The organism is Tsuneonella troitsensis (assembly GCF_001441535.1).
Taxonomy (GTDB): Bacteria; Pseudomonadota; Alphaproteobacteria; order Sphingomonadales; family Sphingomonadaceae; genus Tsuneonella; species Tsuneonella troitsensis.
The window spans coordinates 196,349-212,627 of sequence record NZ_LMAU01000004.1 but is presented as its reverse complement, the minus strand read 5'-3'; the positions used below and the strand labels follow the sequence as shown (position 1 = coordinate 212,627).

General features: G+C 63.8%; 13 protein-coding genes and 1 pseudogene. 8 read left to right on the top strand and 6 right to left on the bottom strand.

Annotation, left to right across the window (positions count from 1 at the left end):
• Window positions 1-57: 57 nt before the first annotated feature.
• The 3 genes and pseudogenes from AR323_RS10760 to AR323_RS10750 all read right to left on the bottom strand — a co-directional run.
• Window positions 58-588, bottom strand: coding sequence for a hypothetical protein (locus AR323_RS10760; RefSeq protein WP_057883972.1), 531 nt, complete (start codon window positions 586-588; stop codon window positions 58-60).
• A 620-nt stretch (window positions 589-1,208) separates the two neighbouring features.
• Window positions 1,209-1,571, bottom strand: a complete 363-nt coding sequence (locus AR323_RS10755; protein ID WP_152980327.1) for a hypothetical protein — start codon at window positions 1,569-1,571, stop codon at window positions 1,209-1,211.
• Window positions 1,572-1,670: 99 nt separating this feature from the next.
• Window positions 1,671-2,120, bottom strand: a pseudogene (locus tag AR323_RS10750) (JAB domain-containing protein); the annotation flags it as partial.
• A gap of 56 nt (window positions 2,121-2,176) precedes the next feature.
• On the opposite strand from AR323_RS10750, the gene AR323_RS10745 reads away from it, so the two are divergent.
• The 8 genes from AR323_RS10745 to AR323_RS10710 all read left to right on the top strand — a co-directional run bounded on the left by AR323_RS10745 (window position 2,177) and on the right by AR323_RS10710 (window position 12,183).
• Window positions 2,177-5,386 carry a YdbH domain-containing protein gene (locus tag AR323_RS10745; protein WP_057883970.1) on the top strand — a complete coding sequence of 1,070 codons (3,210 nt, stop codon included), beginning with the start codon at window positions 2,177-2,179 and terminating at the stop codon, window positions 5,384-5,386.
• A 47-nt stretch (window positions 5,387-5,433) separates the two neighbouring features.
• Complete coding sequence (locus tag AR323_RS14990) at window positions 5,434-5,652, top strand: YnbE family lipoprotein (RefSeq protein WP_057883969.1); 219 nt, start codon at window positions 5,434-5,436, stop codon at window positions 5,650-5,652.
• Entirely contained in the window at window positions 5,652-6,035 is a 384-nt protein-coding gene (locus tag AR323_RS10735) for a YdbL family protein (protein WP_123321833.1), read from the top strand. The genes AR323_RS14990 and AR323_RS10735 overlap by 1 nt, the downstream gene beginning before the upstream one ends.
• A gap of 187 nt (window positions 6,036-6,222) precedes the next feature.
• On the top strand, window positions 6,223-7,581 hold the full coding sequence (locus AR323_RS10730; RefSeq protein ID WP_235510562.1) for a glycosyl transferase family protein: 1,359 nt from the start codon (window positions 6,223-6,225) through the stop codon (window positions 7,579-7,581).
• 401 nt (window positions 7,582-7,982) lie between these two features.
• The gene (locus tag AR323_RS10725) at window positions 7,983-8,684 is read left to right on the top strand and encodes a hypothetical protein (RefSeq protein ID WP_057883966.1); all 702 of its coding nucleotides are present in this window, start codon (window positions 7,983-7,985) and stop codon (window positions 8,682-8,684) included.
• A 47-nt stretch (window positions 8,685-8,731) separates the two neighbouring features.
• Complete coding sequence (locus AR323_RS10720; protein WP_057883965.1) at window positions 8,732-9,646, top strand: sulfite exporter TauE/SafE family protein; 915 nt, start codon at window positions 8,732-8,734, stop codon at window positions 9,644-9,646.
• Complete coding sequence (locus AR323_RS10715) at window positions 9,643-10,413, top strand: TIGR02186 family protein (protein WP_057883964.1); 771 nt, start codon at window positions 9,643-9,645, stop codon at window positions 10,411-10,413. Before AR323_RS10720 ends, AR323_RS10715 begins: the two co-directional genes overlap by 4 nt.
• An 84-nt stretch (window positions 10,414-10,497) precedes the next feature.
• Window positions 10,498-12,183, top strand: a complete 1,686-nt coding sequence (locus AR323_RS10710; protein ID WP_057883963.1) for an ATP-binding protein — start codon at window positions 10,498-10,500, stop codon at window positions 12,181-12,183.
• Between the two features lie 24 nt (window positions 12,184-12,207).
• Here the strand turns inward: AR323_RS10710 and AR323_RS10705 are convergent, their stop codons facing one another.
• The 3 genes from AR323_RS10705 to AR323_RS10695 all read right to left on the bottom strand — a co-directional run bounded on the left by AR323_RS10705 (window position 12,208) and on the right by AR323_RS10695 (window position 16,239).
• Window positions 12,208-12,507 carry a putative quinol monooxygenase gene (locus AR323_RS10705; protein WP_057883962.1) on the bottom strand — a complete coding sequence of 100 codons (300 nt, stop codon included), beginning with the start codon at window positions 12,505-12,507 and terminating at the stop codon, window positions 12,208-12,210.
• Window positions 12,508-12,564: 57 nt separating this feature from the next.
• Window positions 12,565-13,299: a 7-carboxy-7-deazaguanine synthase QueE gene (locus AR323_RS10700; protein WP_057883961.1), complete on the bottom strand. Its 735-nt coding sequence runs from the start codon at window positions 13,297-13,299 to the stop codon at window positions 12,565-12,567.
• A 174-nt stretch (window positions 13,300-13,473) separates the two neighbouring features.
• The gene (locus AR323_RS10695) at window positions 13,474-16,239 is read right to left on the bottom strand and encodes a valine--tRNA ligase (RefSeq protein WP_057884123.1); all 2,766 of its coding nucleotides are present in this window, start codon (window positions 16,237-16,239) and stop codon (window positions 13,474-13,476) included.
• Window positions 16,240-16,279 lie beyond the last annotated feature (40 nt).

Sequence of the window (16,279 nt, the reverse complement as noted above, 5' to 3'; positions counted from 1 at the left end):
GGTAGAATACACGCATTCGCCTCATTTTAAAGTGCTATAGCGAAATTCAGCGATGCGTTACTTTGCGTCCTTCGCACAATTAAAAGAATCGTCGTAACGTGAGTCCTGAAGTGTAATCTGCCCATTGCCGGGGAACAGGTTATAGGTGACAGAAAATTCGCGCTCTGGGTTTTCAAATCTCATTTCCAGCCCATTATTATCGGTCTTAGCTGCGTCGTTGTAGCCAGAGGCCACCTTGTAGTTCGAGAGCTTGAACCCTTGTTGGTTAACCCGCTCGCTCATCGATTTGAGAAGCTCATCGTTATTATTGAGAATCCAGGATGCGTAGGTCAGCTCCCCGTTGCAAAACATAACCCAATAGTCGGTGCCGCCAATCTTGACCCCCTTGGTGATGCTGTTGGGGATGGGATTTGTCACAACTGCCTTGTTGCTCACGACCGCAGCGTTGAACTCATCTTCCGTCATGCCTTGGTGAAGACCACCGAGCAGCCAAAAGCGCTTCCACGGCTCACCTGCTCCCTGACTGGCTGTTGGCCAGACAAGGATTGTCGCCGCTAAAGCAATTCCCAATTTGAGAATCCCGCTCATTATCGCGCATTTCCTTTGGCTTTGAAGAACCCACCCTATCTGAACCTCACAAAGGGCCGCAACCCGTTGGGATTTACCAGTGGGGTGAACGCCAGTGTCTTTGATTGGTGATACCGCCGTTAGACACAAATGGGTGGCAATTGCCCCCACGTGGCGTTTGGCCTTCGACGACAACCAAGGCATTGTTACGAAATCATCTTTTCCTAATCGGTAGGTCAAAGTGCCGGCGGGAGCCTGTGGATAGAGGCCGCGTGGGGAAAACTTTACCTTGCAAAGCGGGCTGATTCTGTGCGTTTCTTGGGGTGAGGGGAGGACTTCCTTAATCCCCTCGCACTGGACAGAAATTAAAGGGCGCACTGCGCCTTCTGACCGAGCGAGGAAATGGAAGTGCGCAACCCGAAGTCCAAGGACAACTTGCCCCAGCAGCCACAGGAAGCGCAGCGCCCTGCAGTGTCCTGGTATGTCCTGCCGCCCCACAAGCCTCCCCCAGAGAGACAAACCACTGTGCATCACCAGCACACTTGGGTTTGGCACAGCATCATCCGCTGGGTTATTTTCGGGGTGCTAGGATTAGTTGCGCTACTTAGGTGATAACGCTCAGAGACAGCAAAGAAGCGAAATCAAAATGCCCTTGCTGGGCTGTCTCCTAGTTTGCAGGTGACGACTTGCTCCTGCATTTTCTCATCTAGAATCGTGCGGCGAGCCACGAGCGTCACACGATTAACCTCGAAGACCTGTATCGAGTTCTTGGAAAATACAACGGTCTCTGGATTGTAGGTCGCACGAACTGTAGAATCGTATTTTGGCATAAGAGCATCCCGCACAGTGACGCTCTTCGTTTGCTCATCAAACACAAAAGTCATGGGCCAATCCTTGCCCATCCCGGTCTTGAAAACGCACTCGACCTTAGCGGGCGCAGCTTGAACACTTTGGGGCATAACCGCGCATGCAATGCAGACCAGAGCAACACTAAGCTTGTTCATGGTTCCCCCACACTCAATGTGATTTACGAACTATCACCGTAATGTCTGCGCGCCAATGAACACTGGCCCTTCTAGGTTTATCACCTGTGCGCGTTTGCGCAGAACCCTATTGCACGTGTCGAGGTAGAGAACGCGAACCCGTTCGACCGTCAGGTGGGCCATGTCGATCGTCAGGTAATCCAGCAGGGCTTGCCAGCTGCCCAGCACCGGCTTGTCCTGCACTTCGCCGCGCGCCATGCGCCGCACGGCCAGCGCCACCGCCTTGAGCGCGGCTGCACCGCCTTCGCCCATCCCATTGACCTGGGTAAGCGCGCCCGCTTCCGCGTTGAGCACGGCCGCCAGCGTCCCGAACCGCGCGAGCAGAGCCTTGGCGAGCGGTTTCGTGTCGCCTCGTGGATTGGCGGCGAACAATAGGTATTCGAGTACTTCGTAATCGGCGAGCGCTTCCGCGCCGCCCATCAGCAGGCGCTGGCGCAGCCGGGATCGATGACCCGCATGACCGTTATCGGACGCCTCGCCTTCAGCCTGCGGCAACCTTTCCCCCGTCATCGCGTTGATCTGCCAGCGCATTGCCTTCGGGCGGGCGCGCACGCAAGTGGGGGTCGATGGCCGAGGCCGAAAGCGAAGTGGAACAGGCCGTGTCAGCCCGACTGCGTCGGCGCTGGCCGCGCGTGCTCGCGTTCGTGGCGATTGCGCTGATCGTCGCGCTCGGCGCACTGTGGCTTTCGCGTGAGCGCATCGCAGGCAATTTCATCGAGGACCAGCTGAGCGCCTACGATATTCCCGCGACTTACGAGATCGAGCGGATCGGCCCCTATAGCCAAGTCCTGACCGATATAGTCGTAGGCGATCCCGCAGGCCCCGACATGACGATCGAGCGAGCCGAAGTGGCGATCCACTATCGCCTCGGCACGCCGACGCTCGGCCGCGTCACGCTCGTGCGCCCGCGGCTCTACGGCTCGCTGCGCGGCGGTACACTGAGCTTCGGTAGCCTCGACAAGGCGCTGTTCCGGGAGACAGGAAAACCGCCCGGACTGCCGGCACTGGACCTCAGGCTGGTCGATGGCCGCGGCGTGGTGGAAAGCGACTGGGGTCCGATCGGGATCAAGGCCGACGGAGCGGGTCCACTCGACAGCGGGTTTTCCGGTATTCTGGCGATGACGGCTCCGGCGATCGAAGCTGGCGGTTGCTCTGCACGTGGTGCGACGCTCTATGGCAAACTGACCACGGCGGGTGGCAAGCCGACGATCGACGGTCCGCTTAGGGTTGGGTCGCTGTCCTGCCCCACCCAGGGACTGAGTCTCGCGGACGCGAGTTTCGTGGTCGACGCCACGGCCGACAAGGACCTTGCCGGTATGGAGGGCGAGGGCCGCCTTCAGACCGGCGCGGTGTCTGGGGCAGGAACCCGGGCGAGTGGCATCAACGGCACGCTGACTGGGGCATGGCGCGACGGATCGTTGACCACGCGATACTCGCTCGCCGCGCGCGGGGTGGCCCATCCGCAGGCCCGGGCGGCGCTGGTTACTGCAAAGGGTACGATGCGCGGACGGGACGGTTTCGGCGCCATAGATGCGCAGGCCGATGTCGAAGGCAACGGCGTGCGGCTGGGCGACGGCCTAGACGCTTTGCTGGCCGGCACCGCGCGTTCGGCGCAGGACACCTTTGTCGCGCCACTTGTAAGCCAGACCCGCGCGGCGCTTTCCCGCGAAGCACGAGCGAGCAGTTTCGTCGCCACGATTTCGGCCCGCAAGACGGGTGACGTGCTGAGTCTGCAGGTGCCCCAGGCCGCTTTGCGCGGCGGGAGCGGGGCGACGCTGCTGTCGCTCAACCGTGTCGAGGTCACTTCCTCGGGTGCTGGCCTGCCGCGACTCTCCGGCAATCTGGCGACCGGCGGCGAAGGTCTACCGCGGATTGTCGGCCGGATGGAGCGTGCCACCGGCGGCAGCGCGGTGCTGCGGCTGCGAATGGCAGAGTATGCGGCAGGGGCCAGCTCTCTGACGGTTCCCGAGCTGGTCCTGGCTCAGTCTGCTGGCGGTGCGCTCGGCTTCTCGGGCAGGGTGATTGCCAGCGGTCCGCTGCCGGGCGGTGAGACGCGCAACCTGGCGCTGCCGATCAGCGGCAATTGGTCAACGCAGAGCGGCCTCGCACTCTGGAACCGTTGTATCGACGTGTCATTCGACAGGTTATCGGTCGCGTCCCTCGACCTCGAGCGCCGCGGGTTGACCCTGTGTCCCGCGACCGGTCAGGCTATCTTGCGCCAGGATGCGCGGGGATTGCGGATTGCCGCCGGTGCTCCCTCGCTCGACCTCGCGGGCACTCTGGCCGAAACGCCGATACGGCTGAAGACCGGGGCTGTGGGCTTCGCCTATCCCGGCGCGATGAGCGCGAAGGCGGTGGATGTGAGCCTGGGGCCGGTCGCGACCGCGAGTACGTTCCGCATTTCGGATCTCACCGCCACGCTGGGCCGCGACATATCGGGCCGCTTCGAGGACTCGGACATACGGTTGTTCCAGGTCCCGATGAACCTCGAGAACGCTTCCGGAGACTGGCGTTATGCCGACGGCGCGTTGAGCCTCGACGGCGCGAGTTTCCGCCTTGTCGACCGGCAGGCGTCACCGCGTTTCAATCCGCTGGTGTCGGAAGCGGCCACCCTGGCACTGCGCGACAACGTTATCGTTGCGGAAGCGACCCTGCTCGAACCCGCATCCCGGCGGGCTGTGACCGAGGTCGATATCGTCCACAACCTTGCCAGCGGAGTGGGCCATGCGGACCTAGCTGGACGCGACCTGCTGTTCGATAGGCGCCTGCAACCCGTAACTCTTACACCGCTTGCGCTTGGCGTCGTGGCGAATGCACGCGGATCGGTTCGCGGCACGGGACGGATCGACTGGAGCGCTGCAGGTGTGACAAGCACCGGCAGCTTCAGCAGCGACAGCATCGATTTTGCAGCCGCATTCGGGCCGGTCAAAGGGGCCAGCGGGACGGTCGAATTCACCGACCTGATCAACCTGACCACCGCGCCCGGTCAGCGGATTCGCATCGGCGCGGTCAATCCTGGCATCGAAGTCACGGACGGCGAACTCGTATTCGCCTTGCAGAATGGCCAGATACTGGGTGTCGAGGGCGCGACCTGGCCGTTCATGGGAGGAACGCTGACATTGCGCAGCACGAACCTTACGCTCGGCGCGAGCGAGGAGCGACGCTACATATTCGAGATCGAGGGCTTGGAGGCCGCCCAGTTCGTGCAGCGGATGGAATTGTCGAACCTCGCTGCGACGGGGACCTTCGACGGCACCATGCCGATCGTGTTCGACAGCAACGGCAACGGACGCATCGAAGGCGGCCTCCTGATCGCCAGGGAGCCGGGCGGCAACGTGTCGTACGTTGGGGAACTGACACGCGAAAACCTGGGCACGATGGCGAACTTCGCGTTTGATGCACTCAAATCGCTCGATTACCGCCAGATGTCGATCGCGATGGACGGCAATTTGACGGGTGAGATCGTAACCAAGGTGCGCTTCGACGGCGTCAGGCAAGGCGCCGGGGCGCAGCGCAACTTCATCACCCGGCGGTTCGAAAATCTTCCGATCCGCTTCAACGTCAACGTGACCGCGCCGTTTTATCAGCTGATCACGTCGATCAAGTCGATGTACGACCCGGCCTCCGTGCGCGACCCGCGTGAACTGGGATTGCTGACCGACGACGGTAAGGTCCTGCAGCGCGCCGTAAGGCCGCCGCCGCCAGCTGTCACGCCAGATGACCTTATTCCCGACCAACCGCCCGTTCAGACCTCGGAAAGCGAGACCGATCCATGATGCACTGCGAATTGACCAAGCCTTGCGGGCTTGCGACAACCCCCGGCATGATCGGGGGAGGGCAGAGGACCGCATGGCGCAAGGTGCCGGTGTTGAGCCGGGCTGCGGCCATGCTGGGCGTGGCGTTCGTGGGCGGATGTGTGCAGGTAACCGCTCCCGACAAGCCCATCGTGATCGAGCTCAACGTCAATATTCGGCAGGAAGTGATCTACCGGCTCGCGGCTGACGCGGGCAATACGATCGACGAGAATGAGGACATCTTCTGATGCGTAAGTTGTTGACCGGTGCGATTGCCGGGATTGCCGCGACCCTTTTGGTCGCCACACCAGCGCTCGCGCAGCGCGACCCGGCTTACGATGCCGCGCGCTCGGCCGGCCAGGTTGGCGAGAAGATGGACGGCTACTTGGGGATCGTGGGCGCGAGCAACGCGTCGCTCCAGCGCATCGTCGATGACATCAACATCAAGCGCCGGGCGGTCTATGCCGAAAAGGCGCGCGCGGCCAACGCGACGCTCGAGGAATATGCGTTGACTGCAGGCTGCCTCGCCATCGCGCGGACCGCTCGGGGCGAAAAGTATCAGGCGCCCGATGGCAGCTGGCAGACGCGCACCAGCGCGCCGCCGATGCGCGATAGCCGCTGTCCGGCGTAAGAAGACCGTTCGGTTCCTGAGTGATCGATTTTTCGATTGCGTCCGGTGGCGGCAAAATTGCTTAATATAGACAAAAGCCTAGCTGCATTCTTCGTTGCAAGTGCTATTTTAGGTCGTTAGCTCCCCTGTAAGGGCAATACAGGGGTCGCAATTGCCGAATGGGCTAGTCACGCCCGGTGAATGGCTTGTGCTTGTCGAGCACGAACTTCTGTTGTTCGCCGGCTTCTTTTTCCTCATTGGCGCCATCGACGAGTTTGCCGTCGATGTGATTTGGCTTGCCATGCGCGTGTCGGGTCGCGCGAAAACCCGGCGACTGCCCGCAACTGGCGCTGCACCCGTTCCGTTAGCCGGCGAAGCAGCGGTGTTCATTGCCGCCTGGCGTGAAGCGGGGGTGATCGGGGCGACCGTCCGCCACGCCCTGGCGGCGTGGCCACAGGCCGAACTGCGTCTGTATGTCGGCACATATCGCAACGACCCTTCGACGGCCGAGGCGGTAATCGAGGCTGCCGGCGGCGACACTCGGCTCAGGCTGGTCATTCACGATTGCGACGGACCCAGCACGAAGGCGGATTGTCTCAACCGCCTCTACCGAGCGCTCGAGCTCGACGAGCGGCGGAGCGGCCAGGCGGTTCGCATGGTGATCATGCACGATGCCGAAGACATGGTGGATCCGGCAGCCCTGGGCCTCCTCGACGATGCCATCGGCTCGCACGATCTGGCGCAGCTTCCCGTTCTCCCCGAGCCGCTGCCGCATTCGCGCTGGATCGCCTCGCACTACTGCGAGGAATTTGCCGAAGCGCATGGCAAGGCCATGGTCGTCCGCGATCTGCTGGGCGCGGGCATTCCGACTGCCGGTGTGGGCTGCGCAATACGCAGACCTATCCTGACCGAACTCTCGACCAAGCGAGGCGGCGACGGTCCGTTCGCGCCCGAATGCCTCACCGAGGATTACGAACTGGGTCTTGGCATAGCCGCGCTCGGCGGTCGCTCTCGCTTCGTTCGATGCCGGGGCGCCAACGGACGTCTGGTGGCGACGCGGGCCTGCTTTCCCGATACGCTGGAAGGCGCGCTGCGGCAAAAGACCCGATGGGTGCATGGCATCGCTTTCCAGTCGTGGGATCGCCTGGGCTGGCGCGCGCGTCCGATGGATATGTGGATGCGCATGCGTGACCGGACAGGGCCGCTCGCCGCGTTGATAATGGCGTCTGCCTACCTTCTTCTCCTGATATTCGCGGTCGCATGGCTCGCTCGGCGTGCCGATCTTGCCCCGCCGCTCGTTCTTTCGGCCGCTTTGTCTTCATTGGTTCTGGTGAACTTGGCCAGCTTCGTTTGGCGTGCGGCTTGGCGCTTCGCGTTCACCGCACGCGAGTATGGTTGGGCCGAGGGCGTGCGCGCAATCCTGCGAATCCCGATCACCAACATGATCGCGATTCTCGCCGGGAAGCGCGCGTTCGTCGACTATCTTGGGACCTTGCGCGGGGCTTCACCGCGCTGGAACAAGACGATCCACATGGTCCACCCGGCGCTTGCGCGGGCGTCCGGGTAAGGCTCGTGTCGTCCGCTGTTGCCCCCGTTCGCCGAAAAGGGCAGCCGATCATCGTTCTGGCCGCGGTGTGTGTCGGCTGGGTTTCGGCGCGGGCATTGCTTTGGAATCCGCCTTTCGATCCTGACGCAATCCGAGACAATCAGCCATCCAGTACTCTGTCCCCGACACTGGCTCTATCGCCGACGACAGAACCATCCAAAGGCCAGCGCGAACTCGCGATCGACGAATATATGCCGACAGAGGTGTGCGAGGCGGATCGATGCAGCGTTGCGGTTTCCCAAGCGACCGTCCCGACGATCCTTGGATCGCCGACTAAGGCGCGGGAAGTTGCCGACGCGCCCTTTGTAGCCCCGCCCTTCGTTTCCCGGCCACCAGACCGTCCAGCCTCCCTCCGGGTCGCTGTGGCAACTCCTGTCGAGCCGGCACGTCCGGTATTCACGACCGGCACCAAACGCTGGTCGGTCGACTCCTGGTTCTTCTGGCGAAGCGGGTCCGGGTTGCCGAGCGGGACGAACACTCAGTTCGGAGGGCGTTACGGCGCTACTCAGGCAGGCCTGGTCGCGCGTTACGATCTCGGCAGCGGTCGCCGCCGTCCGCAGGCCTATGTCCGCTTCACTCATGCCCCGGATCGGCCCGCGCAAAGCGATGTCGCCACCGGGATTGGGTTCCGACCGGTCCCCAGCCTCCCGATCAGGATGCAAGCCGAGGCGCGAGCGCTTCATACCCAGGGACGCACTTCGGTCGCCCCGGCTGTATTGGCGATCAGCGAATTGCCCGCTTTCGACCTTCCGCTCGGGTTCAGCGGCGAGGCCTACGGTCAGGCAGGCTGGGTCGGGGGCGATTTCGCTACGCCGTTCGTCGACGGACAGCTCCGCCTGGACCGGCGCGTATTGCATGCGGGTCCTGTCGAACTGCGGCTTGGCGGGGGCGTTTGGGGCGGCGCGCAGAAGTCCGCCGAAAGGCTCGACGCCGGGCCGGGACTGACGCTCGACTTGCGCGATGGAGGGGTGCCGGCGAGAGTGTCGGTGGACTACCGTTTCAAGGTCGCCGGAGACGCCAGTCCGGGCGATGGAATCGCGGTCACACTTTCGACCGGATTCTAGGGCGCCGCGCCTTTCGCTCGCTGCGCCAGTCGCGTAAGCGGACCGCGATGGACGTCTACCTTCCGATTGCGAACCTTTCGGTCAACGGACTGTTCATCGTCGCGCTCGGCGCTCTGACCGGCGTGCTGTCGGGCCTTTTCGGGGTCGGCGGCGGATTCCTCACCACGCCGCTGCTGATCTTCTACGGCATTCCTCCAACGGTCGCGGCGGCTTCGGCTTCTACCCAGGTGACCGGGGCCAGCGTTTCGGGGGTTCTGGCGCACAACCGGCGTGGCGGGGTCGATTACCGGATGGGCATGGTCACGGTGGTCGGTGGCGGCATAGGCAGCGCCATCGGAGCGCTTCTATTCCGCTTTTTCCAGTCGCTCGGCCAGATCGATACGGTGATCTCGATCCTCTATGTCGTGATGCTCGGGACCATCGGCATTCTGATGGCGCGCGAAGCCTGGACCGCGATCCGTGCCACCAAGGGTGGCGCGCAGCCGCCGGTCGCCAAGCGGCGCCATCATCCTCTGATCGCCGCGCTGCCCATGCGCTGGCGGTTCTACCGCTCGGGGCTCTACATCTCGCCGCTGGCGCCGCTGATCCTAGGCGTGGCGGTGGGCATTCTCACGATGTTGATGGGCGTCGGCGGCGGCTTCATCCTCGTTCCGGCGATGCTGTATATCCTCGGCATGAGCGCGGGAGTGGTGGTGGGCACCAGCCTGTTCAACATCCTGTTCGTGACGATGGTCACCACGATGATGCACGCGCTCACGACCAAGGCGGTGGACATCGTGCTGGCTGGATTGCTGCTCCTGGGATCGGTTTCCGGCGCGCAGATCGGCACTCAGCTTGCGCAGAAGGCCCGTCCCGAGTCGCTACGCCTCGTCCTTGCGGGAATCGTGCTTCTCGTCGCGCTACGGATGCTGTTCGGTCTCGGCGTGCGCCCCGACGAGATATATACGGTGAGCCCGCTGTGAGGCGCTTGCTGGCCCTTTTTGTGATAATCCTGCTGGCATCGGCGACTCCCGCGTCCGCGCAGCGCGATCCCATCCTCGTGCCCGAAGTCAGCCAGCACGAAGTTCGCGTGCGCCAGGGCTTTACCGGCACCGAGCTGCTTCTGTTCGGCGCGATTCTCGATCCGGCGGGCACGCGATCTGCGCGGGGATACGACGTGGTCGTGGTCCTCAAGGGACCGGCCCAGGCGATCCGACTGCGCGAGAAGTCCAAGATCGGCGGAATCTGGATCAACGCAGCGAGCACGGACTTCCGTTCGGCACCGTCCTATTTCGCGGTCGCAGCATCGCGCCCGGTCGACCAGATCGTCGACGAGAAGACCGCCGCGATTTACGAATTCGGTACTCGCTTCATCCAGTTGTCCCCGACCGGAGAGATCGACCCCGAAGAACAGGCGCGGTTCTCGTCGGGCCTTGTCGATTTCAAACAGCGCCAAGGCCTCTACAAGGAAGACATGAACGGCGTCTCGATCAGCGAGCAGGTGCTCTATCAGGCGCGCATATCGCTGCCTTCGAACGTGACGACCGGTACCTATACCGCCGAAACCTTCGCGGTGGCCGACGGGCGGGTCGTCTCCTCGGCAGTCGCCGAAGTGGAAGTGCGCAAAGTAGGGTTCGAGCGGCTGGTCGAGATTTTTTCGCAGGAGAATTCCTTCTTCTACGGACTGCTTGCGGTCGCTCTGTCGGTTTCGATGGGGTGGATGGCAGGCCGCCTGTTCGCACTCGTCTAGCGAAGACCCTGCCAACTATCGTTGACCCGATCTTAACCGCGTGCGGGCAATGTCCGCGCGGGCAATTATCGGGGTCAAATCGCGATGGGCGACATGGACAAGCAGAGTTTCCAGGATTTCACGCCGGCTGACGGTTCGGGAGAGGCTGCGCCTGCGCGCGTCGCAGGCGACAACGCCATGCAACCGATCGGCGTCGTCCTGGAAATCGCGGGTTCGGGTTCGCAGATCGCGCTCGATCTGGAGCGCCTGAACGAGTGCATGGAGGACGAGGACCCCTCGGTTGCGCTGGCCGGACAGGTCGGCAGCCAGGTCAAGATCCGCGTCGGCAATTCTTGGCTGCTCGCCAGCGTGCGTAACCAGAAGCAGGACCGCCGGGGCGGCGGCGTGCTCGCCAACATCGACTTCCTGGGCGAGGGGAACGAGGAGAAGCTCACCGGCCGGATTAACGGCTTCCGCCGCGGTGTGACGCGGTACCCGATCCCCGGCGCGATGATCTATCCCGCGACGACCGCCGACCTCCGGCAAATCTATGCCAGCGACGGACGCGCGAACATTCAGATCGGCACCGTCTATCCTACCAAGGACATTCGCGCGGGCCTCTATGTCGATGCCATGCTCGGAAAGCACTTCGCGCTCCTCGGCTCTACCGGTACCGGCAAGTCCACCAGTGCCGCGCTGATCCTGCACCGCATCTGCGATGCCGCGCCCGATGGGCACATCGTGATGATCGATCCGCACGGCGAGTATTCGGCAGCGTTCCGCAACACCGGCCTGATCCTCGACGTCAGTAACCTGCAGATGCCGTACTGGCTGATGAACTTCGAGGAGCACTGCGAAGTGCTGCTCACCACCAACGGGAACGATCGCCAGATCGACGGCGACATCCTTGCCAAGTGCCTGCTGAAGGCGCGCATGAAGAACCGGCTGTCCGAAACGATGGGCAAGCTGACGGTCGATTCCCCGGTGCCGTACCTCCTTTCCGATCTCGCCAACGAGATCCAGAACGAGATGGGCAAACTCGACAAGGCGACGAACACTGCGCCGTACCAGCGGATCAAGTCCAAGCTCGATGAGCTCAAGGCCGATCCGCGCTACCAGTTCATGTTTTCCGGAATGCTCGTCGGCGATACGATGGCCGACTTCCTCGGCAAGATCTTCCGGATGCCGTCCAACGGCAAACCGATCGCGATCATCGACGTGTCGGGCGTGCCGTCGGACATCACCTCGACCGTGGTGGCGGTGCTGGCGCGCCTGGTGTTCGACTTCGCGATCTGGGGCCGCGAGGAAAAGACCCGCCCGATCCTGCTCGTCTGCGAAGAAGCGCACCGGTACGTGCCGAACGAGAAGAACGCCGACGGATCGTCGGTGGGCAAGATCCTCAGCCGCATCGCCAAGGAAGGGCGCAAGTACGGCATCTCGCTCGGCCTCATCACCCAGCGTCCGTCCGACCTTGCCGAAGGCGTGCTGTCGCAGTGCGGCACGATCATCTCGATGCGCCTCAACAACGACCGCGACCAGGCGTTCGTGAAGGCCGCCATGCCCGAAGGCGCGCGCGGTTTTCTCGATTCCATTCCCGCGCTCCGCAATCGCGAGTGCATCATCTGCGGCGAGGGTGTCGCCATCCCGATCCGCGTAGCGTTCGACAACCTCGAAGAACAGAAGCGTCCAGCATCCGAAGATCCGAGCTTCGTCGAACTCTGGCGCCAGCACGGCGGCGAGGAAGAGCGGGTCCACCGCATCGTCCAGCGCTGGCGCAGCCAGGGCCGGTAGCGACGAACCGTGCGAAGCGGCCGGCTAGATGTCGGTCGCTTTCAGCTTGGTGATCTTCAGCGCCTTCGCGCCGCCCTTGAGCAGCGGCTCCAGCATTTCGGCGAGGCCCGTTTCCATGCGCCAGGCGAGGTAGGCGTCGTAATGCTCGAAGCTCTTCCATTTCTCGATCAGCACGAAGGTATCGCGCTGCGCGTCGTGAAAGACCTTGATGCCGCGGCAACCCTTGAAGGCGCGGGTATCGGGCAGCGCCGCCCTGAGTGCCGTTTCGAACTCGTCGCGCTTGCCCGCCTTGACGGGGAACTCCGCGATCACACGATCCTTCATGGCGGCGGTCTCCAGCAAGCGACCCGTTCAGCGCCATAGCACATGGCAGAAGCCGCGTCAGGTGCCCCGGGTGTCCCCGTAGAGGTGGATGTGCAGGCGGTCCGACAGGCGGAACCCGTGTTCGACGCACAAAGGCGCCAGCCATTGTTCACGCTCCCGCAGGACCGGGCTGGCGATGCCCTCGGGCATGAGGAAAATCCGCTCGCTCGCGATACCGAAACCCGCCTGAAGCGCCAGCACCTGCGTCACGTCGGCGGGCTGGGCGATCACGAACTTGAAGAACGCACGCGGCTCGGCGGCCCAGTCGACAAGGCGCTGAGGCGGTAAGGCAAGGCTCGCGGCGTTGCCGCTGTGCGCCAGCTTGGGGCTGACTGTGTACTGTTCGACGAACGCATCGATCCTTGCCGACGGCTCCACCGTGCCGTTCGTTTCCACCTCGATCGCGTGATCGGGCAGCAGTGCGGCCATCTCTGCCAGAGCGGCCGCTTGCAGCAGCGGCTCGCCCCCGGTCACCACGAGGCGGCGCGGCGGCAGCCGGTCGATCGCGCGCGCCGCTTCGAGCGGGGACAGCGAGACCTGGTTCGCCTTGCGGTCATAAGCGATCCCGTCGCGGTGCGGACGCTCATCGCCCGCAAAGCGCCAGGTGTAGGCGGTGTCGCACCACACGCACGCCAGGTTGCAGCGCGACAGCCGGATGAAGCTGCACGGCTTGCCCGCCGAGGGACCTTCGCCCTGCAGCGAGGCGAAGATTTCCGGCTCACCCCGGTCGTCGGTGGCAAGGGTCAGGTTCATCGGTTCACCGAGGGCATGTCACACTTGTCACACTGTCCAGAGGAAGGATTTGGCCTTGCGCCGGAAAGCGTCACCATGAGCGCGAGAGGCGCGAGGAATGCGGCGAGGGCGATCATGCCGCGGCTTTGGCACATTCGCGCGGTGTAGGAAATTTCTGCCCCATCGGGGGAGGAATCATCCCAGCCGCGCCAGCGCCGCCTTGAGCCGTTCCGCCTCGGCAGCGTGATGCGCGTGATCGGCGCGGGCCTTTTCGACCGCCTCGGGCTTGGCCCGCTCGACGAAGGCGGCGTTCGACAGGCGTCCAGCCAGCGCCGAGGCTTCCTTCTCGGAAACCGCAAGCGCCTTGGTCAGCCGGGCCTTTTCAGCCGCGATGTCGATCAGGCCTTCGAGCGGGATGACCAGCGCGTCGGACCCCGCGCCAACCTGCATCGCCGCGCCATCGGGGGCCGGGGCGACATGGACCGCGGTGAGCCGCGCCACGCGTTCGAGGCCTGCCGTGTTGCCCGCCAGCACCTTGCTCGCGGTGTCGGACGGGGTCGCCAGCCAAGCCTCGAGCTTCGCGCCGGGGGCGAGTCCGAGCTCGTTCTTCGCAGTGCGGAGCGACCGGGTGAGGTCGATCAACCACTCGACTTCGGCTTTCGCCGCCGCATCGGCGCTTGCGGCAGGTTTGGGCCACTTGGCGACGATCAGCTCGTACGGCCGCGTCCCTTGGGCGTGCCATAGCTCCTCGGTGATGAACGGCATGAACGGGTGCAGCATGACCAGGATCTGGTCGAGCACCCAACCGGCGACAGCCTTGGTCTCTTCGTCGACCTGACCCTTGATCAGTTCCAGATACCAGTCGCAGAAGGTGTCCCACGTGAAGCGATAGATCGTGTTTGCCGCCGCGTCGAAGCGCAGGTCTGCCATCGCCTTGTCGATCGCGGCGAGCGTGTCGACGACTTCGCCGACGATCCACTTGTTCACCGCCAGCGTGGCTTGGGGTGCGTGGAGCGTCTGCGATGCGCCGATGCCGTTGGCCTGGCAGAAGCGGGTCGCGTTCCACAGCTTGGTGGTGAAATTCCGGTATCCCTCGACCCGGCTCTCGTCCATTTTCACGTCGCGGCCCTGGCTCTCCATGGCGCACATGAAGAAGCGCAGCGCATCGGCGCCGTACTGGTCGATCAGGCCCAGCGGATCGACGACGTTGCCCTTGGACTTGGACATCTTCGCGCCGTCCGCCGCGCGGACGAGACCGTGAAGATACAAGCGCTTCCACGGCACTTCTTGCATGAAATGCATCCCCTGCATCGCCATGCGCGCGTCCCAGAAGAACAGGATGTCGAAGCCGGAAATCAGCAGGTCGTTGGGGTAGTGGCGGGCAAGCAACTCGGTCTGCTCGGGCCAGCCGAGCGTGGCGAAGGGCCACAGCGCGCTGGAGAACCACGTGTCGAGAACGTCGTCGTCGCGCGTGAGTACCGCGCCAGGACCGGCCAGCGCCAGCGCCTTGGCTTCGGTCTCGGCGACGTAGCACTTGCCCTCCGCATCGTACCATGCGGGAATCCGGTGGCCCCACCAGAGCTGGCGGCTGACGCACCACGGCTGGATGTTCTCCATCCAGTTGAAAAAGGTCTTTTCCCAGGTCTTGGGGACGATCTCGATCCGCCCATCGCGCACCGCCTCGATTGGCGCTTTCGCGAGCGTCTTGGCGTCGACGTACCACTGGTCGGTCAGCATCGGCTCGATCACCACGCCGCCACGGTCGCCGAACGGCTGCATGATCGGTTTGTCCTCGACCATCAGCATCAGGCCATCGGCGTCGATGTCGGCGACCACGCGTTTGCGCGCCTCGTACCGGTCGAGCCCGCGATATTCGTCGGGGACGAGGTTGAGCGCGTCGATCTCCTTGGCGTCGAACGAGGCGCCCTGGGCGATCTCACGCGCCCGTGCGGCCGCCTCGGCGTACGGCACACCGTCGGTCCGCATCGCGGCGACTTCGTCCATCAGCCGGTACATCGGGATGCCGTTGCGGCTCGCGACGCCATAGTCGTTCTCGTCGTGCGCGCCGGTGATCTTCACCGCGCCCGATCCGAAGTCGGGATCGGGGTATTCGTCGGTGATGATCGGGATTTGGCGGCGGTGCTCCTTCGGGCCCACGGGGATTTCGCACAGCTTGCCCACGATGGGGCCGTAGCGCGCGTCCGAAGGGTGCACCGCCACCGCGCCGTCGCCCAGCATCGTCTCGGGCCGGGTGGTGGCGATCGCGATGTAGTCGCGCTCTTCCTCGAGCGTCACGTTGCCGTCCGCATCGCGCTCGACGTAGGTATAGGTCTCGCCGCCCGCGAGCGGGTACTTGAAGTGCCACATGTGCCCCGGCACCTCGCGGTTTTCCACCTCGAGGTCGGAGATCGCGGTCTTGAGCGCCGGGTCCCAGTTAACCAGCCGCTTGTCGCGGTAAAGCAGGCCCTGGTTGTAGAGGTCGACGAACACCTTGGTGACGGCCGCGCTGAAGTGCGGGTCCATCGTGAACTGTTCGCGCGACCAGTCCATCGAGCATCCCAGGCGGCGAAGCTGGCCGGTGATCGCGCCGCCGCTTTCCGCCTTCCACTGCCAGACCTTCTCGACGAATTCGTCGCGAGAATAGTTGGTTCGCTTGTCCTGGCGTTCGGCCATCTGGCGCTCGACCACCATCTGCGTGGCGATGCCGGCGTGATCCATGCCGACCACCCACAGCGCGTCCTTGCCGCGCAGCCGCTCGTACCGGATGACGACGTCCTGCAGCGTGTTGTCGAGCGCGTGCCCGATGTGCAGGCTGCCGGTCACGTTCGGCGGCGGGTTCACGATCGTGTACGGCTGCGCCTCGGGCCGGTCCGGGCGGAACAGTCCGTTCGCTTCCCAATGCAGGTACCAGCGCGCCTCGATGGCGGCGGGGTCGAAGGTCTTGGATATTTCCTGGGTCATCGTGGGAACGGGCCATGCCAGCGCCTTTTCGCAGGTGCAA

Bases quoted from the DNA above. Each gene is read 5' to 3' on its own strand.
- AR323_RS10760 (WP_057883972.1), bottom strand. From the start codon at position 588: ATGAGCGGGATTCTCAAATTGGGAATTGCTTTAGCGGCGACAATCCTT.
- AR323_RS10755 (WP_152980327.1), bottom strand. From the start codon at position 1,571: ATGAACAAGCTTAGTGTTGCTCTGGTCTGCATTGCATGCGCGGTTATG.
- AR323_RS10745 (WP_057883970.1), top strand. From the start codon at position 2,177: ATGGCCGAGGCCGAAAGCGAAGTGGAACAGGCCGTGTCAGCCCGACTG.
- AR323_RS14990 (WP_057883969.1), top strand. From the start codon at position 5,434: ATGATCGGGGGAGGGCAGAGGACCGCATGGCGCAAGGTGCCGGTGTTG.
- AR323_RS10735 (WP_123321833.1), top strand. From the start codon at position 5,652: ATGCGTAAGTTGTTGACCGGTGCGATTGCCGGGATTGCCGCGACCCTT.
- AR323_RS10720 (WP_057883965.1), top strand. From the start codon at position 8,732: ATGGACGTCTACCTTCCGATTGCGAACCTTTCGGTCAACGGACTGTTC.
- AR323_RS10710 (WP_057883963.1), top strand. From the start codon at position 10,498: ATGGGCGACATGGACAAGCAGAGTTTCCAGGATTTCACGCCGGCTGAC.
- AR323_RS10705 (WP_057883962.1), bottom strand. From the start codon at position 12,507: ATGAAGGATCGTGTGATCGCGGAGTTCCCCGTCAAGGCGGGCAAGCGC.
- AR323_RS10700 (WP_057883961.1), bottom strand. From the start codon at position 13,299: ATGAACCTGACCCTTGCCACCGACGACCGGGGTGAGCCGGAAATCTTC.
- AR323_RS10695 (WP_057884123.1), bottom strand. From the start codon at position 16,239: ATGACCCAGGAAATATCCAAGACCTTCGACCCCGCCGCCATCGAGGCG.